The sequence below is a fragment of the Rhodococcus rhodochrous genome (assembly GCF_014854695.1).
Classification (GTDB): Bacteria; Actinomycetota; Actinomycetes; order Mycobacteriales; family Mycobacteriaceae; genus Rhodococcus.
The window spans coordinates 4,913,094-4,933,439 of sequence record NZ_CP027557.1 but is presented as its reverse complement, the minus strand read 5'-3'; the positions used below and the strand labels follow the sequence as shown (position 1 = coordinate 4,933,439).

The following is a 20,346-nucleotide window of genomic DNA, read 5'->3' as shown; positions in this document are numbered from 1 at the left end:
AGCGATTCGGCTGTTCGCCCGGCAGGGGCGAGAAATGTTGTCGGAAAACGACATCCACCACACTTCAGATCTCTGAACCGAGGAGACTTCCATGAAACTCGAAGGCAAAGTCGCCCTGATCACCGGTGCCGGCTCCGGTCTGGGCCGCGAAGCATCGCAACTGTTCGCGGCCGAGGGCGCCAAGGTCGCCGTCGTCGATATCGACGCGGAGCGCGCCAAGGGGACGGTCGAACTGGTCGAGAAGCAGGGCGGCACCGCGATCGCGGTCACTGCGGACGTGCGGGTGGAGAAGCAGGTGATCGATGCCGTCGAGGCAACGGTCTCCGCGTTCGGGAAGCTCGACATCGCCTGGGCCAACGCGGGTATCGTCTCCCGAGGCGGTGTTCCTTCCGTCGCCGGCGGTGAGCAGGTCGAGTTCCAGGACCTGACCGATGCCGACTGGCAGGACGTCGTCGGGGTGAACCTCTCCGGTGTCTTCTACACAGCGAAGGCGGCCGTTCCGCACCTGCGTGCCAATGGTGGCGGGGTCATCCTGGCAACCTCGTCGGCAGCATCCTTCGTCGCGTACCACAGCATTGCGGCATATTCGGCGACGAAGGCCGGCGTGAACGGCATGGTGCGTGGCCTGAGCCTGGATCTGGGCAAGTACGGCATCCGGGTCAATGCCATCGCTCCGACGCACGGTATGTCGCCGAACTTCCTGGCACCGGCCGGAACTCCCGTCGTGGGGCAGTCCTACGAAGAGGTCGCCGGACCGTGGGATCCGAGCGTGTCGCCGATTCCGCTCAAGCTGAATCGCCCGCCGTCGCTGAAGGACAACGCACGCGCTGCGCTCTTCCTGGTTTCGGACGACTCCGCCTACATCAACGGCGTCACCTTGCCGACCACGGACGGTGGCACGCTCTCCCGCGTCGCGATGATGTTCCCCGAGGACGGCAACGACCCCTCGGCTCACGGCGAGGGATAGCCGTCGTGACCGACCGCGACAATACGACTCGGGTCGGCACCCGCCGCCTCGTCGTGGACCGGTCGGCGTGCGCCGGGCATGGACTGTGTTACGGACGTTCACCCCAGGTGGTGGATTGCGACGACTCCGGTTACCCGGTCCTTCTGCACGAACTACTCGAACTCGATGAGCACATCGCGGCGGCCGAGGAGGCCGTCGCGGTGTGCCCCGAGCGCGCGCTGACCCTCGAATCGGCTTGATCCTTCGAAACAATCCTCTGCGAACGGGGTGTACGGCATGACTATCACCGAGGAGCATTCGGCTCCCGTCGTCGACTTCGACATCTACGACCCTTCACTGACCCATCCGGTGGACACCGTCCAGGAAAAGGTCGCCGAGTTGGCGGCGAAGGGACCGGTGGTCTACTCCACCGCGTACGGCGGCCACTGGATCGTCACCCGCTACAAGGAAGTCCATGAAGTTCTCCGTGACCCGGAGACCTTCTCGAGCTATCCGAACAATCTCGTCAATGCCGGAGACGGCAAGTTCCTGCCTCTCGAACTCGATCCGCCGGAACACACCGCCTACCGCGTGGCACTTCAGCCGCTCTTCTCGCCGAATCGGATGAAGGCGCTCACGGAACGCATCCGCTCGGTGGTCAACGAACTCATCGACGGATTCGCCGGGAAGGGCGAGGCCGAGTTCGTCTCGGAATTCGCGCACGAGTTGCCGACGCGAGTGTTCCTGGCACTGATGGACTGGCCGCTCGAGGACGCACCGATGTTCACCGAGGCCACCGACATCGCGCTGATGGGCAAACCCGGTGCGAGCGAGGAAGAGTCGGCGAACGCGCGGGCCGAGGCCGCACAGCAGATGTTCGGGTACTTCCACAAGATCATCGGAGAGCGACGGGCGAACCCCGGCGACGACGTCACCTCGACGCTCATCCACACCGAGATCGAACTTCCGGACGGCAAGCGCCTGCTGACCGACGAAGAACTCGCCCGCATGTTCTTCCTCCTGCTCATCGCAGGTTTGCACACGGTGCAGGGGTCACTCGCGTGGGCGATCATCCATCTGGTCAATCGCCCCGACCAGCGAGCAGCGCTCATCGAGGACGAGGGACTACTGCCGAGTGCAGTGGAGGAGATCCTTCGCATCGAAGCAGCGGTGATCATGGGCCGGCGCGCCACGCGCGACGTCGAACTCGGGGGAGTCCGGATCAAGGAGGGCGACCAGATCATCGCGATGCTGTGCTCCGCAAACCGGGATTCCGAAGAGTTCGACGATCCGAACTCCCTGGATCTTGCGCGCACCCCCAATCGCCACCTGTCCTTCGGTGCCGGACCGCACCGGTGCCTGGGGTCCCATCTCGCCCGGCTCGAGTTGTCGATCGCCTTGGAAGAACTGCACCGACGGATCCCCGACTACGAACTGGTCGAGTCCGACCCGCCGATTCTGCACGCCACTCAGGTGCGTGGCTGTATCCGCCTGCCGATCAGGTTCACCCCGACCTCCTGATCGGACCTTCCTCCGGGTTCCCGACCGGCGCGTCGAGCCACCGTCAGGTGAATCTCGGCGCGCCGGTCGGCTTTCGAAGGGTATTCGCCATGACAGTCAGCAACATCCCCGCCGATCTGGTCGTCGATTTCGACGTCTACGATCCGACACTGGCCTTTCCGGTCGACGTCTTCCAGGAGAAGGCGGCCGAGCTCCGGGCGCGCGGTCCGATCGTCTGGTCCCCGCACTACGGTGGCCACTGGATCGTCACTCGCTACGACGAGATCTTCCGAATCCTTCGTGACGCCGAGACGTTCTCCAGTTACCCGAACAATCTCGTCGACGCAGGACAGGGCAAGTTCATCCCGGTCGAGATCGATCCGCCCGAGCACACCCAGTACCGCCAAGCCCTCCAACCGCTTTTCGGTCCGGCTCGGATGAAGGACCTCGAGCCGAAGATCCGTGCGATCGTCAACGAACTCATCGACGGATTCGCCGGAAAGGGCGAGGCCGAGTTCGTGGCCGAATTCGCGCATGCCCTACCCACCCGTGTGTTCCTGAGCTTGATGGGCTGGCCGCTCGAGGACGCAGAGCAGTTCTCGGAATGGACCGATATCGCCCTCCAAGGTATTCCCGGTGCAAGCGAAGAGGAATCGGCACGTGCGAGGGCCGAAGCGGCGAACAACGTGTTCGCGTATTTCGGAGATTTCGTGAATCGTGTGCGCAACGGTGGTGAGGACCCCGACAGCGTGACAGCGACGATCGTGAACACACCGCTCCACGTCGACGGCGTGGAGCGGCTCCTCGACGACGACGAACTTCGCCGCATGTTCTTTCTGCTGCTGATCGCCGGATTGCACACCGTACAGGGATCTCTGGGCTGGGCGATGGTGCATCTCGCGAACAATCCGGCACAACGACAGGCGCTCGTCGACGACCCCGGTCTGATCCCGGACGCCGTCGAGGAGATCCTGCGAATCGAAGCCGCGGTGAGTATGGGACGGCGGGCGACGCGGGACGTGGAGATCGGTGGAGTGCGCATCGAGGCGGACGATCAATTGTTGTTGCTGCTCTGCTCCGCGAATCGCGACGAGGCCGAGTTCGAGAACTCGGATGCGTTCGTGATCGATCGGGCGCCCAACAGACACCTGTCCTTCGGTGCCGGTCCGCACCGGTGCCTCGGATCGCATCTGGCACGAATCGAACTGACAGCGGCCATGGAAGAAATTCACCGGCGGATTCCCGATTATGCCCTGGTCGAGAACGATCCTCCGCTTATGCACGGCACCTCCGTGCGGGGCTGTGTGCGACTGCCGCTGACCTTCACACCCGAGTCGTGAGGTAAGGCAGAACGGCGGAGGGGTCCCGGTTCCCCGGGCCCCTCCGCCGTATCGCACGATCAGGACTTCAACAGGTCGCGATGGATGATTTCCTTCATGATCTCGTTGGTGCCCCCGTAGATCCGCTGGATGCGAGCGTCGATGAACGCCTTCGCGACGGGATACTCCATCATGTAGCCGTAGCCTCCGTGGAACTGGACGCCGGCGTCGATCACCCGCCCCTGGAGTTCGGTGGCCCACAACTTGGCCTTCGACGCGTCCACTGCGGTGAGTGTGCCCTTGTTGTACTCCCGCACACACCGGTCGATGTAGGTGCGGGAAACTTCCACCGCGGTCTGCAGTTCGGCGAGCGTGAATCCGAGACCCTGGAACTCTCCGATGCGCTTCCCGAATGCGGTGCGTTCCTTGACGTAGTCGAGGGTCCAGTCCATGACCGCTTCGGCCGACATCTGCGCAGCGATGCCGATACCGAGCCGCTCCAGGGGCAGGCTCTGCATCAGATAGCCGAAGCCCATTCCGAGTTCACCGAGCAGATTCTCCTCGGGGACCCGGACGTTCTCGAAGAAGAGTTCGGCGGTGTCCTGGGCATGGAGACCGACCTTGTCGAGTTTGCGGCCACGGGAGAATCCCGGCATTCCATCTTCGACGACGAACAGGGAGAAGCCGCGGGAGCCGGCGTCGGGGTCCGTCCTGGCGAAGACGATGACGAGGTCCGCGAGGATGCCGCTGGTGATGAAGGTCTTGGATCCGTTGAGCACCCAGTGATTTCCGTCGCGCACAGCAGAGGTCGTGATACCCCGCAGGTCGCTGCCGGCGGCGGGCTCGCTCATCGCGATCGCCCCGATCGTCTCACCCGTGACGAACCCCGGAAGCCAACGTCGCTTCTGGTCGTCGTCGGCATGCCGGAGCAGGTAGTTGAGGACGATGTCGTCGTTCGTGGAGAACCCCGACTGGAGCGCGGATGCGCCGACACGAGCGATCTCGGCCTGGATTGCGACTCGGAAGCGGTAGTCGGATTCGCCGGGCCCCCCGAACTCTTCCGGGACGCTCAGTCCGAGCAGGCCCAATTTTCCGGCTGCGAGCCAGGTTTCGCGGTCGATCAGCCGATCGACGTCCCACTTCTCGAGGTTCGGAACGACGTGCTTCTCGACGAAGCCGCGGACCGATGTGCGGAAGAGTTCGTGGTCGGGTTCGAAGAGATCGCTCTCCATGTAAGCCTCCTTGGGCGGGCGCCGGTGGGCGCCCGCCTGACGGTGTCGAGGGGTCAGTTCTCGGCGAGGAGCGACTGGATCGAGCGACGGAACACCTGGTTGGCGACCTCGTTCTGACCCAGGAGCATGTTTCCGGCGTTCGCGCTGGCCATCGCCTGCTGGGAGTTGCGCAGAATGGGGAAGTCCTCGTTGTGCAGGACCGCCACCAGGATCTCCACGTTCTTGTCCCAGATGCGGTTGTAGCGCTCCTCGGTCAGACCGCTCTCCTCGAGCACGGGCGCGACGAGGCGGATCTCCATGTGGCAGCGCTGCGGGTCGTTCCGGTCGGGTCGGAACGTGAGCAGCTGGAAGTGGTCGGGCTGCTTGAGCAAGGTGCTGTTGGGGCCGACGAGGTGGCTCTCGGTCACGTGTTCGGCGAGGCTGCGGTCGCCCGGATCCTCTTCGATCCAGCGGTCGATGGTCTTGCGGAGGTTGAGGAATCGGCAGTGATTGCCGAAGTCCTCGAACGCCATGACGTTGGTGTGGATGTGCTTGGCCGCGGTGTTCGGGTGCGCGTACTGGATGTGGTAGCCGTCGAGGAAGGCATCCTGCATGAGCTTCCAGTTGATGGGCTCGTCGAACCGCTTGATCCGCGTGGTGACCATCTTGTCGAGGCCGTAGGACCCCATGATCTCGTCCATCTCGGGACCGAGCCAGTCGGCTACGTCGATCGTGGCGTCGGCATTGTCGACGATCCACACGAATCCGTGGCGCTCCTCGGTCGGGAGCTGGACGAGGTTGCGTTCGGCGCAGTCGGCGTCGCCGAAGGTGTTCTCACGAGTGATGGTGCGCAGGGTGCCGTCGGTGTCGTAGGACCAGCGGTGGTACGGGCAGGAGAAGAGACGGCTGCGGCCCTTCTCTTCCTTCTCGACCATGGCACCGCGGTGACGACAGTGGTTGACCAGGGTCTTGACGTTTCCGTCACGCTGGCGGACGACGATGACGTTGTTGCGCGGCAGTTGGAGGGTGACGAAGTCGCCTGCGCGGGGAATCTCGGAGCCGTGGATCGCGATGGACGGCACACGGCCGAAGATGCGGTCGCGTTCGATCTTGGCGAGTTCGGGATCGGTGAACTCGGCCGGTTCGAACCACGTGACGTGTTCGTACTCGTCGGTGGTGTCGTTGCGCAGATGGTCGAGGGCGCGGCGAATGCGTTCCTCGCGGGGAATTCCGACCTCTGTCATGGCTGCCTCCGGGTTGGCTCGGATCGATTGCATTAAATCTAACTGAAGTAGATTTAAGTGTAAACCCCGGATGTCGATTCCGAGGGTGCATCGACGATTGCGGCGCGATACCGATGGGCATTAGATTTACGGGAAGCCGTCGGCAGACTAGGAGCAGAAGAATGATCTCGTATCAGTGGTGTTCCACATTGGAATCCGGCGATCGGGACGAGGTGCTCGCACTCGTCGAAGCCGCCGCGGAGTACGACGAGGAGGCTGGGTTCTCGAAGATTCGTACGGGTGATGTCGACGCGGTCGATCGCGACGGCGTGCGGGTTCTCCATCTGCCGATCAAGGCGCGGCGCGACCTGAGCGGGCGGGACGATGCGCCGCTCGTGGTCGTTGCGTATCTGCACCTCGAGGTGGATCGCGAGGGTTTGGGGACGGTCCAGTTCGTCGTGCATCCGAAGTATCGCTCCCGCGGGATCGCGACGGTGCTCGTCGAGGAGATGGGACTGGAGACGACTGCGGAAGGCGGTTGGGGAGGCACCGGGGCGACCGCGCTGCGGTGCTGGGCATTCAGCACCCACCCGGCCTCCGAGCGGCTCACGCGCCGGTTCGGGATTCCTGCCGTGAGCCGGCAGTGGACCCTCTTCCGCCACCTGTCGGGCCCGTTCCCGAGCCCGCTGGACGGGGCCGAGCCGCCCGTGGGAACGGAGATCGCCGATGCGCGCCCGCTCGACGATCCTGCGGTGTCGAAGGCCGTCGAACAGGTGCTGGGATCGGCCTCGCTCGTGCCGGCTCAGCGGGAACGTTTCGTGGACGAGGTCCGGTTGGGCAGTGGTGAGGTGCTGGTGGCGACCGACGCCTCGGGCTCACCGGTGGGATTCGTGTGGTACGACCCGGCCCTGGTCGTGCACCTCGAATTGAAGGCGGCATGGATTCGCGCACTCGTACTCTCCGCGTCGGCCCGGGAGGCGGGGTTGGGGACCGCGCTGCTGACGGGCGCGTTGGCGACGCTTCGGGAGGCGAAGGCGCAGATCGCGCTCCTTCGCATCGACCCGAGTGACGCCGGGGCCGTCCGGATGTGCCGCGTGATGGGATTCGAGCAGGAAGAGGAGCATTCGTGCTATCAGGTCGGTGAGTGGTCGGACGTACCGAGCTTCTGAGGCGCTACGCGATACGAAAAACGAATCCCGTCAGGTGTTGACCTAATGGCTGTAGGTGGCTACGGTCTGTGGTGTGGTTCACACGAGCGCGTGGACGCCCGTCCGGTACACGCGCGGTAGGTGATCGGAAACCATCTCCCGATAGGGGCATTCACATGGCGAGACTCGAAGGTGAGGTCGCTTTCATCACCAATTCCGCAGCCGGGCTCTCCAGTATCGGCCTGAACACCTTCCCGGTCGACGCCGGCTACAACATCCGCTGAACGAAGGAGCTCCGAACATGACGACCACCGAGACCACGGCTGATTCGCGTCCGACCATCGCCGACCGCGACCAGATCTTCATCGGGGGCCACTGGGTGGACTCGACCGGTGACGACTGGATCGAGGTCGTCGACTCGTTCAGCGAGGAGACCGCTGCGCGCGTACGCGCAGCAACTGCCGAAGACGTCGCGAGAGCTGTTGCCGCAGCCCGCAAATCGTTCGACGAAGGTCAGTGGGCATCGCGCTCGATGGCCGAGCGCGCCGACGTGCTCGACACGATCGCGGACCGCCTCGAACAGAGGGTGGACGAACTGACCGCCCTCGGCGTGATCGAGGTCGGGGTGCCCGTGAGCGTCAGCCGCCCCACCCAGCAGATGGTCGGTGGTCTGTTCCGCGCAGTCGCGGCTGTCGCACGGAACTTCGAGACCAGCGAGGAACGGCCCCGCGCGGACGGAGGGGTGTCCCGGATCCTCCGGGAACCCACCGGCGTCGTCGCCGCCATCATCCCGTGGAACGGGCCTCTCGGCACGGTGGCGTTCAAGGTCGCGCCGGCTCTCGCCGCCGGTTGCTCCGTCGTGCTCAAGACGGCCCCCGAAGCGCCGATCTCACCGTCGATCTTCGCCGACGTCGTCGCCGAGCTGGTCGAGGAAGGACGTATCCCCGAAGGCGTCGTGAGCGTGCTGTGCGCCGATCGGGAGGTGTCGGAAACGCTGGTGACCAACCCCGAGGTGGACCACGTGACCTTCACCGGCAGTACCGCCGCCGGTCGCCGCATCATGGCGTTGGCGAGTGAGCGCATCGCGCGGGTCTCGCTCGAGCTCGGTGGCAAGTCCGCGGCGATCATCCTCGACGACGCCGACATCAACCACGTGGTGCAGAGCCTCCCGATGGGTGGCTGCATGCAGTCCGGCCAGGCATGCATCGCGCTGACCCGCGTCCTCGTCTCCCGCAAGCGCCACGACGAGGTGGTCGAGGTACTGAAGGCCGCGTACGGTTCGCTTCCCGTCGGAAACCCCTGGGAGCCGACCAACTTCCTCGGTCCGCTCACCTCGAAGCGCCAGCAGGACCGGGTGCTCGGCTACATCGACATCGCGAAGGAGGACGGTGCGAAGGTCGTCGTCGGCGGTGGTCGTCCGGAGGGTCTGGAGAAGGGCTTCTTCGTCGCTCCCACTCTGATCGACGACGTGGCACCCGATTCGCGTATCGCGCAGGAAGAGGTCTTCGGCCCGGTCATCTCGGTGATCACCTACGAAGACGAAGAGGACGCGATCGCGATCGCCAACAACTCGATCTACGGACTTTCCGGGGCGGTGTACACGGAAAACATCGACCACGGCTTCGAGATCGCTCGCCGGATCCGTACCGGGACCATCAGCGTCAACAGCGCCACGATGGACTTCACCCTGCCGTTCGGTGGGTACAAGCAGTCCGGTCTGGGGCGTGAAGGCGGCATCGAGGGACTCGAGGAGTTCTTCGAGGTGAAGACCGTCCACATGCCGGTTCCGTGACGTCGAGTCACCGGTAGCGCAAAACAGCGACGCCCCCGCCATCGGCGGGGGCGTCACCGGTCGTATCGACCGGAAAGGCTATCGAACGGACGCAGTCGCCTGGGCGGGCTCGACGACCTCGACGGACGTGTTGCGCACCACTCCGTGGAGGAAACTCCGGATCATCTCCTCGAACAACTGGCGCGAGGTCTTCTCGTTCACTGCAAGCGCATGCGCGAGCAGCGGCTGAGACTCGGGATCGACGTTCGGGAAGATGGTGTTCTTCGTGCTCGGTTTGCGCATCGCCTCGGTGAGTACAGCGCCCAGGGTCAACCGTTCCATGCCGTCGAGGATCTGCACGTGGAGGTGCGCGGGTACACCCGAGTCGTCGAGGAACCGCGCAGTGTCCTCGTATGTTCCGATGAGCAGGTCGCGCGGTAGGTACTGAAGCAGGATCGGCGCGGCGTTGCGGTGCTTGAGAATCGATCGTCGCAGGTTCAGGCTCAACGCCACGAAGTACTCGGGCCAGTCGGGCCCCGGTTTACGGCGCGGCAGATTGCCGGCACCCGCGATCTGCCGCGCCACCGCTTCGAGAATTTCCGACTTGTCGGCGAAGTGGTGGTAGAGCGACGGTGCCCGGACACCGAGATGCTTCGCGAGCCGGGGCAGGCTGAATGCATCGAGTCCCTCGGAGTCGATGATCTCGATGGACGCCGCCACTGCGGACGCGCGACTGATGAGAGGCTTCGACGGTCGGGCCATCATTCGCTTTCGGTAGGTACGGCTGCCGGACGCATCTGTCCGATCGGTCGAACTGAATGGTATCTGTTCCGGTCTCGAGGACGGTCACACGGTTAGGGCAACCTCATTCAAGAACTCGAGCAGGCCTCGGCTCAGCACGTCGTTGTCGTCGCCCCCCACCATGTGCCCGGCGCCGCTCACATCGACGAGACGCGCGCCGGGGATGAGTTCGAGCAGGTCGCGAGCGCCTTCGTCACTGACCACATCCGATTGGGAGCCGCGGATGAGAAGGGTCGGAACGCCGACCGCGCGTGCGGCTTCCCGTGCACGTGCTTCGCGCTCGCCGGCACTCTCCGGGAGGTTGGTTCGGTGCGAGAGGAGCCGAGGGTCCCAATGCCAGTACCAACGACCGTCTCGTTCCCTCAGGTTCTTGCGCAGACCCTCGATCCGCGGGGGCCGAGTTCGGTGCGGGTTGTAGGCGATGACGGCGTCGAGCGCGTCGTGCAGAGTGTCGAATCCCGACAGCCCGGCTTCCATGAACGCCGTAATCTTGGCCAGACCTTCGGGTTCGGACTTGGGAGTGATATCGACGAGCACGAGAGCCCGTGCAAGTCCCGGATCGTCTCCCTGGGCGACGAGCGAGGCCATTCCGCCCATCGACGCTCCCGCGAGAATCGGTGATTCGCCCAGATCGTCGACGACCGCGCGAATGTCCCGCGCGTTCGCCTCGTAGCTGTAGTCCCCGTCATCCGGCCACTCACTGTCGCCGTGGCCGCGGGCGTCGATCGTGTACGCGCGCCAGCCTTGTTCCGCGAGCCTGGCCCCGGTGCGCTGCCAGGAGTGTCTCGTCTGCCCGCCGCCGTGCAGCAGTAGAACGGTGCCCTTGCGGTCGTGCGCGGGTTCCCACAGATCTGCTGCGAGCAGCACGCCGTCGCCGCGTAATTCGGTTCGCCGGCCGGAAATGGTCATGGTTCGTCGTCCTCGGTTGTCGGGGCGTGTCCGGGTCGGAGATCAGTGCCCGGAGGTGCCGCCGTCGACCGCCAGTGTCGATCCGGTGATGTAACTCGACCCTCGGCCGGCGAGGAAGACGACGGCAGCATCGATTTCGCGCTGGGTGGCGGTGCGTCCGAGCGAACTGCCACGCAGGAACTCCGCGAGCGTATCCGACGACATCTCGGAAATCATGTCGGTCTCGACGAAGCCCGGCGCGATCGCGTTGACGCGGATTCCTTTTCGCTGCGCCCACTGGTGCGACAGATCGCGGGTCAATCCGATGAGACCGGCCTTGCTGGCCGCGTAGGCGGCCTGCGGCATAACGGATTTGACCAGCCCGAGCATGCTGGCGACGTTGACGATGCTCGATCCGGGTTTCATGACGCGACCGCACGCTTGTGCCACCCAGTATGCGCCGAGCAGGTTCACGTCGAGAACGTTGCGGAAATCTTCGGGACGCTCCCGCGTCGCCGGAGCCGCGTGTGTCACCCCGGCGTTGTTGACGAGAATGTCCACCCGCCCGAACTCGTCCACCGTCGCTTCGACGAGAGCGTTGCACTGCTCGGGATCCGTCACGTCGGTGGGGGCGACGAGGCAGCGGCGACCGAGGGCTTCGACGGTGGATGCGACGGCTTCGAGGTTCTCGCGGCGGCGGGCGGCGATCACGACGTCCGCGCCGGCTTCCGCGAGCGCCCGGGCGAATCCTGCGCCCAGGCCGCTACCGGCCCCGGTGACGACTGCGACAGACCCGTCGAGTCGGAACAGGTCGAGGATCGAACCGTCGGTCCCTGCTGTATCTATCGAGGTCATCGAGTTCTCCTGTGCCTTTCGGGGGTGGATTCGCGGGTACGCCTTGCGCGCCCTAAAACTAATTACATAAGATTAGATCGTAGTTGAAGTCCAGGGAAGCGAGAACACCGATGACCGCTGACACCGATGTGGAGCAGAGCAAGATGCTGGTGATCGGCAAAGACGTGCTCGCCGACGGGGTCGTCGCGGTGCGCCTCGCCGATCCGGACGGAGGCAGGATCCCCGCCTGGGAGGCCGGATCGCACATCGACATCATCATCGACGAGTCGACCGTGCGGCAGTACTCGCTGTGCGGTGACCCGGCAGACGACACCTGTCTGACCATCGCGGTCCTCCGGGAAGAGGACGGCCGCGGCGGTTCACGGTGGGTACACGACACCCTGCAGGTCGGCGACCTCGTGAGTATCGCGGGACCTCGGAACAACTTCACGTTCGAGGCCGCAGACTCCTATCTTTTCGTCGCGGGCGGGATCGGAATCACGCCGCTGCTGCCGATGATGCGTGCTGCGCACGACGCAGGCGCGCAATGGCGCCTGCTCTACGGCGGCCGCTCCCGAGCGAGCATGGCGTTCGCCGCCGAACTCTCCGATCGGTACGAGGACAGGATCGCCCTTCGCCCCCAGGACGAGTACGGTCTGCTCGATCTTGCTTCCGCTCTCGACTCGATGCCCGACGGAACCCATGTGTACTGCTGCGGCCCCGAGCCGCTGTTGCAGGCGATCGAAGCCCTGTGCCGCGAGCGCGAAGGGCTGGTCCTGCACGTCGAAAGATTCGCAGCGAAGGCGATTCCCGTCGATGCCCTCGACGACACCTTCGAGGTCGAACTTCACAGGTCCGGTTCGACGATCACGGTCGGGGCCGACGAGACTCTGCTGGATGCGGTTCTGCGGTCCGGTGTGGACACACCGTTCTCATGCCGTGAGGGAACGTGCGGCACGTGTGAGGTCGCGGTCGTGGAGGGGGTTCCCGATCACCGCGACTCGGTCCTCACGGAGGACGAGCAAGCCGCGAACGACTGCATGATGATCTGCGTGTCTCGCAGCTGCACGAGCAGACTCACGCTGGACCTGTAGCGAACGATGGTCACCGAGCACACCGCGACGGCGAGCCCCACGCGGCAGCGATCCGCATCGCCCGCGGTGCTGATCCCCTCGATGTGTCTCGTCGTGATGATCACGGCGATCATGCAGACCGCAGTGGTGCCGTTGATGCCGGTCATCGTGGAACAACTCGATGCCGGCGTGGGTCCTGCGGGGTGGATCATCACCGCGAATCTTCTTGCCGCCACGGTGTCCACGCCCTTGCTGGGCAGACTCGCAGACCGTCGTGGACCACGAACGGTGCTCCTGGGGGTCCTGGCAGTGGTTTTCGTCGGCTCGCTGTTGTGCGTCGCGTGGGACTCGCTGCCCGTCCTCATCGCCGGTCGTGCGCTGCAAGGGGTCTCGTTCGCGTTGTTTCCGATCGGTGTGGCCGTGTTGCGCAGTGCTCTCGGATCACATCGTCTTCCGACGGCTCTGGGCATCATGTCCGGGATGATGAGCGTCGGTGGTGGCCTCGGGATGATCGCTGCGGGCCTGCTGTACACGGACGGTGACGACTATCGCGAGATCTTCTGGCTGCTCGTGGTTCTCGTCGTCCTGGCGACGGTCGTCGCGTGGTTCGTCGTTCCCCGATCTCCGGGTTCGGGATCGGGAGGAGGAACCGATTTCGGGGGAGCGGTGGGGTTGACTCTCGGTCTTTCCTGCCTTCTTCTGGCACTTGCGCAGGGTGGGGCATGGGGTTGGTTGTCCCTGCCGACGGTCGGTTGCGCGCTCTTCGGTGTGATCGTGCTGTTGCTCTGGTACCGACACGAACAACGATCCGAGGCTCCTCTGGTAGCACCGGCGCTGCTGACCGGCCGATCCGTCGCCCCGGCACATCTCGCTGCTTTTCTGGTCGGCATCGCGATGTTCGTGCAGTTCCTGGCCATTGCGATGTTCGTTCAAGCCGATCCGCACGTGGTGGGATACGGGTTCGGTGCCTCCGTTCTCGAAACGAGTCTGTTCTATCTGATGCCGGGGCAGGTCGTCGGCGTGACGGCCGCCGTGGTGAGCGGATTCCTGGTGCGGAGGTTCCGCGCCGACCGGGTCCTGGCGGTGGCGTGTGGCATCGGCGTGTGCGGATTCGGGTTCGTCATGTTCTTCCACGATCACACGTGGCAGATGATCATCGCGGTGGCGGTGTTGAACACCTTCGTCAGCGCGGCCTACGGGGCGTTGCCCGCGATGCTCGTCGACCATGTGCCGATGCAGTACACCGGTGTTGCGAACGGTATCAACGCGATTGCCAGAACCTTCGGGAGTTCGCTGGCCAGCGCTCTGGTGGGTTCGCTGCTCGCCACGGTAACCGTTGCGGGTAGCGATCTGGCATCCGCGCAGGCCTATGTCGCGGCATTCGCCGTCGGCGGTGCGACCACGCTGGCGGCCGGGCTCGTGGCCCTCAGTGCCAGATTTTGGCAAACTACAAATTTTGATTGACGTCTCATCGACTTCCTTATAGCCTGAGCCACACGCGATACGAGGACCTTCCGATTCTCTCGCGCCGAAAACTCTTTGGGAAAAACGGATTCGAGATCTCTCTCGATCAAGGAAGGCAAGGACCAAAATGGCTTCCACTGTCGGCTCGGCCCTGCACTGGTGGGCGAAGACCAAGGGTGAGCAGACCGCGATCGTCGTCGCGGGTGAAGCGCTCACCTATCGCGAGCTTCAGGACTGGTCCGGTCGCATCGCGCGCACGATCGTCGAGCGAGGCATAGCAAAGGGTGAGCGAGTCGGTGTGCTCGGCCCGAACTCGCTGACATGGCCGGTGGTCACCCTCGCGGTGTTCAAGGCCGGTGCGGTGCTCGTCCCCCTCAACCCGCGCTACAAGCCGGCAGAACTTCGCAAGGTGGCCGACGACGCAGGTCTGTCGATGGTCGTGGCGCCCGACGAATTCACTTCCCTCGTCGAGGACGCCCGGGCGCTCGGGGGGACCTTCGAGGTGCTCGCGTTTTCCGACATCGCTCCGCTCCGCGAAGGTGGACGGGACGACTTCAGGATCGACCTCGAACCCGATGAGCCCACCGCCCTGCTGTTCACCAGTGGGTCGACCGGCATGTCGAAGGGCGTCGTCTGCACGAACCGGACATTGCTGAACATCGTCTTCGAAGCCACCCTCACCGAGGAAGGCTTCCGCCCCGGATCGACCTCGTTGCTGGTGCTGCCGCTGGTCTTCACACCGGGACTCGTGTGGGGCCTGGTCATGACCACCGTTCTCGGCGGCACCCTGATAGTCGAGAAGGAACTCGAGCCGAACCGCGCTGCACGGCTTCTCGGCGAGCACAAGGTGCAGGCGATCTTCGGTGTGCCGCTCATCTTCGATGCGATCTCCAGGTCTCCGGAATTCGAGAAGGCGGATCTGTCGTCGCTTCGTACCGCCATCGTCGGCGGGGCTGCCGTCGCCCCGGCACTGCTGAAGCGCTGGGCGGACAAGGGGGTGGCGCTGCGTCAGATCTACGGCATGACCGAAGCCGGCGGTGTCGCCACGGCCACGCTCGTCGCCGAGGCGTTCGATCACCCGGATTCCTGCGGTTCGGGCTCGATCTTCACCGAAATCAAGGTCGTTCGCGACGACGGGACCGAAGCCGATCCGGGTGAGGAAGGCGAGATCCTGCTCCGCGGCCCGGGCGTGACCCCCGGCTACTGGAACGACCCGGAATCGACCTCCCTGGCTTTGCGGGACGGTTGGCTGCACAGCGGTGACCTCGGTACCCGCGACGAAGAAGGGCGCGTCAAGTTCGTCGACCGACTCAAGGACCTGATCATCACCGGTGGCATCAATATCTCGCCGGTGGAGATCGAGCGTGTGATCGGCGAGATCCCCGGTGTCCAGGAGGTCGCGGTGATCGCGGCATCCGACGACCGGTTCGGCGAAACCCCCGCAGCGATCGTGACCGTCGAAAACGGTGTCGACGAGGCAACCATCATCGAACACTGCGATCGCCTCATGACCGACTACAAGGTCCCGCGCTATGTCGTGATCCGCGACGAGCCCCTGCCTCGGCTCCCCAGTGGCAAGCTGTCGAAGACGGCGATCCGATCCGAATACAAGGACGTCGCCGACCGATACGACAAGGTCCGCTGAGCATTCGATTCGGAGGACCGGAAAGGGAGCCGCTTTGTCCGAGAACGGTACCGAGGATTCGGTAGTTCTGGAGCGTCACGGCGAGATCGCCGTGATGCGCCTGAACCGCCCCGACAGGCTCAACGCATTCACCGACGAGATGGGCGAACGGCTCATCGCGATGTTCGACGAGACGGACGCCGACGACGAGATACGCGCTGTGGTCGTCACCGGGACAGGCCGTGGTTTCTGCGCCGGTGCCGATCTCGCCGCAGGCGGAGACACCTTCGTTCTCGGTGACGACCCCGACACGGGCGGCGCACCGCCGGATCTCGGTGGACGGGTTACGCTGCGGATCTACCGTTCGCTGAAGCCGGTGATCGCCGCAATCAACGGCCCTGCCGCGGGCGTCGGTGTGACGATGACGTTGCCGGCCGACATCCGTATCGCAGCGGACACGGCGAAGTTCGGATTCGTGTTCACCCGTCGGGGACTGGTGCCGGAGGCGTGCTCGACCTGGTTCCTGCCACGGGCCGTCGGCATCTCCACGGCCGTCGAATGGACCGTCGGCGGAAAGATGGTGCCGGTCGCCGAGGCCCTGGAACGGGGACTCGTTCGGGAGGTGCTGCCCGCCGAGCAGGTCCTCGACCGCGCCATCGCGATCGCCCGTGAGCTGGTGTCGGGCACCGCGCCTGTCTCGGCTGCCCTGACCCGGCAGTTGATGTGGCAGATGCTCGGCGCATCGAGTCCGGAGGTCGCCCATCGAGCGGAGTCGATCGGCATCCACGTTCGTGGGACATCCGACGACGTGCGTGAAGGCGTCGAGGCGTTCCTGGCCAAGCGCGAACCGAAATTCCCGAACCGGATCTCGGACGGGTTGCCGGACCTGTTCGAAAGCTAGGTAACGACTGCCGGTGTTCTGTCGCTTGCGGCCCCTTCTCGGAAGACATCCGGGAAGGGGCCGCAAGCGTCGTATGACCAGCCCCGTCGGATTTGCACGCGTTGACAAGTGACGGATCTTGTAACATCGGGCGTATCGGGACCAACGAGAAGGCAGGGCTGCGGTATGGCGCGACGACGGTCGAGTGTCCTCGGCGACGACACCGAAACGGCACGCGGCAAGATTCTGGCAGCTGCCGAGGCGATGTTCCAGCGGTACGGCGTCGTCAAGACCACCATGGACGACATCGCGAAGGAAGCGGGCGTCTCGCGGCCGACGGTCTACCGCTACTTCGGCGACCGCGATTCTCTGATCATCGCGTTGATCGAGGCCCGTTCCCGCCGCCTCTTCGGCAAGGCTCGGGACTTCCTGCGTCAACGGGAGACCTTCGCCGAACAGATCGTGGACGGTTTGATCTTCCTCGTCGATCGTGGCCGCCAGGACCCGATCGTTCGGCTCATCGTCAGTCCCGAACACATGGACATGGCGACCGCTCTGGTGGGCAGCAGCGGTCTCGCCGCGCGGCTGACCTACGAGATGTGGGCCCCTCTGCTGGAGGAGGCCCGGGCGCGCGGCGAGATCCGTGAGGGACTCACCGACGAGGAGATCTGCCAGTGGATTGCGCTGGTGCAGCTCATCCTCGTCGGACGTATGGACTTCAACTCCGAGGACGACCCCGACAACCGCCGCATGCTCACCAACTTCCTGTTGCCGTGCATCGTCGACGCCGCACCGTCGCCGCGGCGAGCGCGTTCGTAGGTCTTCTCTCGTCGGCGCCGATACGGCGATGCTTCCGGTGTGCGGTTCCGCCGCTGGCGAAGTTGTTGATCTTCACCTTCTGTCGCCGGCGTACGGAGCCGTCCGGGACAGGTGCGCACTGCTGTAGTTCCGCGCTCATGCAGGTCTTTTCGGACGGAATGTGTTACCGCACCTCATTTCGATTGACCGATTGCAACGACCAGGGTTACCCAGTTGTCCCCCAAGAGCTTTCATCGGGCGACGCCGTGCGTCCAGCAACGGAACACGGAACTGGACATCGAAAGGCGCTGTACGGGATCGCATCGCGAGCGCACCGAACTGTCGGTGGCGCTGGAAGAACTCCGCCGCAGAATTTCCGACTACGCCCGCCCTGGTCGAGAACGATCCGCCGGTCCTGCACGCCGACCAGGTTCGCGGATGCATGCGGCTACCGATCACGTTCATTCCGGCGATGTGACTCCTGGCCCACCCCTCGGCACGCTCAGGTGCCGACGGGTGGTCGGAAGGTCTCGACTATAATTCGTCAATTGCAGGTAAAGACTTCGGCAGGGGAGGATGCATGGCGCGGCGTCAGAGCGTCCTCAGTGACAATGCCGAGACTGCTCGGGCCCAGATTCTCGCAGCCGCCGACAATACGGTCGAACGCTTCGGGGTGGCCAAGACCACGATAGACGACGTCGCCAGGGAAACGGGGGTTTCCCGTCCGACGATATACCGGTACTTCCGCGATCGCGACACCCTGATCACCTCGTTGATCGAGGCCAGGGCACGCAGGCTCTTCGACGACACGCACGTCTATGTCGCCGACCGCGCTTCCTTCGCAGATCAGGTCGTCGACGGTCTGTTGTACCTGGTGGACCGGGGCCGACGCGACCCGGCGATCCGATTGATCGTCAGCCCGGAACATGTCGATCGTGGCTCCGCCCTCGAGGGTAGTTCGGAGCTGGCGGCGAGACTCACGTTCGAGATGTGGGCGCCGCTGCTCGCGGCGGCGCGCGAGCGTGACGAGATCCGCGACGGCATCACGGACGCCGAGATCTGCAAGTGGATCACCCTGGTCGAACTGATCCTCGTCGGGCGCATGGACTTCGGTGACCCGCTGGGCGAGACGAATCGTGATCTGCTGACCAAACTCCTGTTGCCGGGCATCGTCGGCGACGTCGCGACCAACGTTTCCTGACACGCCTCGGGTATCTCCCGTGGCGGGTCGGTCCGATCGTGACGCGCCCCGATGCGGTGAAACAAGAGACATTGCAACAAGCTGAGTAGTTCCGCACTTCTGCCGTTGCGCGCAGCTGCGCGAACGGAACCTTTCCTCGGCCGCGGCAAGTGACTGCTGCGTGAGGAAGTTGTCGTTCCGAAAGGTGAGCCGTCATGTCTGTGGATCCGTTGTCGCTGGTCGTCACTCTCGGCGCTGCGGTAGGTGCACTCGTCCTCGGAATCGATCCTCAGGTCGAATCCGAGCAGGCCGCGGCCGTTTCACACACCGTCCAGGAGGGTTTCGGCCGACCATATCGTTACCGAGACCTCGGAACGACTGCAAGCCGAGATCGAAGCGATGCTGCCCGAAGGGTCAGCATCACCAGAAGAAGAGGTAGCCGCAAACGACGAGGTTGAAACAGTCTCGGCTGCAGAGCAAGCCGATGCGGTCGGGCCCGTGTACTCGGCTGCGGTGACACCGATGCTGTCCGCCGCGCCGTCGATTTCTCCGTTCACATCGACCGTCCCGACCGTACCGATCGGCGCGGTTGCCGTGTTCGCTCCGTGGCTGAAGAAAGCCGGCGCCATCTGCGACGGCATCACCGCGCCCGTGCTCGCCCCACTTTATTCCGTCGAGAACGGAACGCTCACCGTGGACTGCTTCGTGAGTGTTCGCACCACGAACGCGCAGGCTCCCGAGGGTATCGTCTCGACCGCGACGTACCGGCTCGGTATGGACAACCGGGACGGTTGGACGATCACCGAGATCAGCGGCGTAGGTGCGGACGCCCTGCCGGACGGTCCTCGGTAGAACCGCAGGTCACAGAGGTGGAGGACGTCGATCCTCCCGGAACTGGCAGACTCGATCCCGAAGAACATCGAGGAGGTATCGAGTGAAGACGACGGTGGACGAACCCGAACCGGGGCTACCGGCACCGGACGACGTGCAGGCACCGCTGGTCGCAGTGGAGCATCTCGCGCAGGATCTGCGACGCGCACTCATGGTGTACAAGTTCGGCATCGACGAGATGATGACGAAGATCAACATCCTGCGCGAGGAGTTCACCTACGCCCGCGAGTACAACCCGATCGAGCACGTGAAGTCGCGGTTGAAGAGCCCCGAGTCCATCCTCGCCAAGGCGGAACGGAAGGGTGCGCCCGCTTCGCTCGGCGGCATCCGCGAGGCCGTCCGCGACATCGCCGGCATCCGCATCACGTGCAGCTTCACGTCGGACGTCTACCAGATCATCGACATGATCACGAGCCAGCTCGACGTGACGGTCGTCGAGATCGAGGACTACATCGCGCGCCCGAAACCCAACGGGTACAGCAGCGTGCACGTCATCATTCAGATTCCGGTGTACATGTCCGACCGGGTCGAGCGCGTCTACGTCGAACTGCAGATCCGCACCGTCGCCATGGACTTCTGGGCGAGCCTGGAGCACAAGATCTACTACAAGCACGACCGCGAGGTTCCGGACGAACTGCGCGAGGAACTCCGCCTCGCCGCGGAGACGGCGCGCGATCTGGACCTGCGGATGGAAGCGCTGCACCGCCGCGTCCACGGCCCGAACAACGGGAACTGACCGAGGTACGCAACGCAGGGTGAAGGCTCGCAACGCGGTCAGTCACCAGCGGTGTTGCG

General features: G+C 64.5%; 19 protein-coding genes and 1 pseudogene. 15 read left to right on the top strand and 5 right to left on the bottom strand.

What is annotated here, in order from left to right:
- Nucleotides 1-91 precede the first annotated feature (91 nt).
- From C6Y44_RS22510 to C6Y44_RS22495, 4 genes are all read left to right on the top strand, one after another.
- Complete coding sequence (locus C6Y44_RS22510; protein WP_016694552.1) at nt 92-967, top strand: SDR family NAD(P)-dependent oxidoreductase; 876 nt, start codon at nt 92-94, stop codon at nt 965-967.
- Between the two features lie 5 nt (nt 968-972).
- Entirely contained in the window at nt 973-1,206 is a 234-nt protein-coding gene (locus C6Y44_RS22505; RefSeq protein ID WP_016694553.1) for a ferredoxin, read from the top strand.
- Between the two features lie 37 nt (nt 1,207-1,243).
- Nucleotides 1,244-2,467: a cytochrome P450 gene (locus C6Y44_RS22500; protein ID WP_026061648.1), complete on the top strand. Its 1,224-nt coding sequence runs from the start codon at nt 1,244-1,246 to the stop codon at nt 2,465-2,467.
- An 89-nt stretch (nt 2,468-2,556) separates the two neighbouring features.
- On the top strand, nt 2,557-3,786 hold the full coding sequence (locus C6Y44_RS22495) for a cytochrome P450 (protein WP_016694555.1): 1,230 nt from the start codon (nt 2,557-2,559) through the stop codon (nt 3,784-3,786).
- 59 nt (nt 3,787-3,845) lie between these two features.
- On the opposite strand, the gene C6Y44_RS22490 is transcribed toward C6Y44_RS22495, so the two are convergent.
- A complete protein-coding gene (locus C6Y44_RS22490) occupies nt 3,846-4,997 on the bottom strand; it encodes an acyl-CoA dehydrogenase family protein (RefSeq protein WP_159417377.1) in 1,152 nt (383 codons plus the stop codon).
- A 53-nt stretch (nt 4,998-5,050) separates the two neighbouring features.
- Nucleotides 5,051-6,220: an aromatic ring-hydroxylating oxygenase subunit alpha gene (locus C6Y44_RS22485; RefSeq protein ID WP_016694557.1), complete on the bottom strand. Its 1,170-nt coding sequence runs from the start codon at nt 6,218-6,220 to the stop codon at nt 5,051-5,053.
- A 161-nt stretch (nt 6,221-6,381) separates the two neighbouring features.
- On the opposite strand from C6Y44_RS22485, the gene C6Y44_RS22480 reads away from it, so the two are divergent.
- Both C6Y44_RS22480 and C6Y44_RS22475 read left to right on the top strand, forming a co-directional pair.
- Entirely contained in the window at nt 6,382-7,368 is a 987-nt protein-coding gene (locus C6Y44_RS22480; RefSeq protein WP_159419101.1) for a GNAT family N-acetyltransferase, read from the top strand.
- Nucleotides 7,369-7,648: 280 nt separating this feature from the next.
- On the top strand, nt 7,649-9,139 hold the full coding sequence (locus tag C6Y44_RS22475) for an aldehyde dehydrogenase (RefSeq protein ID WP_016694560.1): 1,491 nt from the start codon (nt 7,649-7,651) through the stop codon (nt 9,137-9,139).
- Between the two features lie 78 nt (nt 9,140-9,217).
- Here C6Y44_RS22475 and C6Y44_RS22470 read toward each other — a convergent pair whose 3' ends face one another.
- From C6Y44_RS22470 to C6Y44_RS22460, 3 genes are all read right to left on the bottom strand, one after another.
- Nucleotides 9,218-9,880 (bottom strand): TetR family transcriptional regulator, encoded by a 663-nt coding sequence (locus tag C6Y44_RS22470; protein ID WP_026061650.1) that lies wholly within the window; start codon nt 9,878-9,880, stop codon nt 9,218-9,220.
- Nucleotides 9,881-9,964: 84 nt separating this feature from the next.
- On the bottom strand, nt 9,965-10,828 hold the full coding sequence (locus tag C6Y44_RS22465) for an alpha/beta fold hydrolase (RefSeq protein WP_026061651.1): 864 nt from the start codon (nt 10,826-10,828) through the stop codon (nt 9,965-9,967).
- A gap of 42 nt (nt 10,829-10,870) precedes the next feature.
- Entirely contained in the window at nt 10,871-11,662 is a 792-nt protein-coding gene (locus C6Y44_RS22460) for an SDR family NAD(P)-dependent oxidoreductase (RefSeq protein WP_016694563.1), read from the bottom strand.
- Nucleotides 11,663-11,772: 110 nt separating this feature from the next.
- Here C6Y44_RS22460 and C6Y44_RS22455 point away from each other — a divergent pair, with 110 nt between their 5' ends.
- From C6Y44_RS22455 to C6Y44_RS22420, 9 genes and pseudogenes are all read left to right on the top strand, one after another.
- Complete coding sequence (locus C6Y44_RS22455; RefSeq protein WP_159417378.1) at nt 11,773-12,735, top strand: PDR/VanB family oxidoreductase; 963 nt, start codon at nt 11,773-11,775, stop codon at nt 12,733-12,735.
- A 6-nt stretch (nt 12,736-12,741) separates the two neighbouring features.
- Nucleotides 12,742-14,178, top strand: coding sequence for an MFS transporter (locus C6Y44_RS22450; protein ID WP_159417379.1), 1,437 nt, complete (start codon nt 12,742-12,744; stop codon nt 14,176-14,178).
- 127 nt (nt 14,179-14,305) lie between these two features.
- Nucleotides 14,306-15,823: a class I adenylate-forming enzyme family protein gene (locus tag C6Y44_RS22445; RefSeq protein ID WP_159417380.1), complete on the top strand. Its 1,518-nt coding sequence runs from the start codon at nt 14,306-14,308 to the stop codon at nt 15,821-15,823.
- A 34-nt stretch (nt 15,824-15,857) separates the two neighbouring features.
- Nucleotides 15,858-16,703, top strand: a complete 846-nt coding sequence (locus C6Y44_RS22440) for an enoyl-CoA hydratase-related protein (RefSeq protein WP_016694567.1) — start codon at nt 15,858-15,860, stop codon at nt 16,701-16,703.
- A 165-nt stretch (nt 16,704-16,868) separates the two neighbouring features.
- Nucleotides 16,869-17,501, top strand: coding sequence for a TetR/AcrR family transcriptional regulator (locus C6Y44_RS22435; protein WP_016694568.1), 633 nt, complete (start codon nt 16,869-16,871; stop codon nt 17,499-17,501).
- A 285-nt stretch (nt 17,502-17,786) separates the two neighbouring features.
- Nucleotides 17,787-17,958, top strand: a pseudogene (locus tag C6Y44_RS28180) (cytochrome P450); the annotation flags it as partial.
- 102 nt (nt 17,959-18,060) lie between these two features.
- The gene (locus tag C6Y44_RS22430; protein ID WP_016694569.1) at nt 18,061-18,681 is read left to right on the top strand and encodes a TetR/AcrR family transcriptional regulator; all 621 of its coding nucleotides are present in this window, start codon (nt 18,061-18,063) and stop codon (nt 18,679-18,681) included.
- A gap of 243 nt (nt 18,682-18,924) precedes the next feature.
- Complete coding sequence (locus tag C6Y44_RS22425; protein ID WP_157788903.1) at nt 18,925-19,512, top strand: hypothetical protein; 588 nt, start codon at nt 18,925-18,927, stop codon at nt 19,510-19,512.
- A gap of 82 nt (nt 19,513-19,594) precedes the next feature.
- Complete coding sequence (locus tag C6Y44_RS22420) at nt 19,595-20,287, top strand: GTP pyrophosphokinase (protein ID WP_016694571.1); 693 nt, start codon at nt 19,595-19,597, stop codon at nt 20,285-20,287.
- Nucleotides 20,288-20,346: the final 59 nt, after the last annotated feature.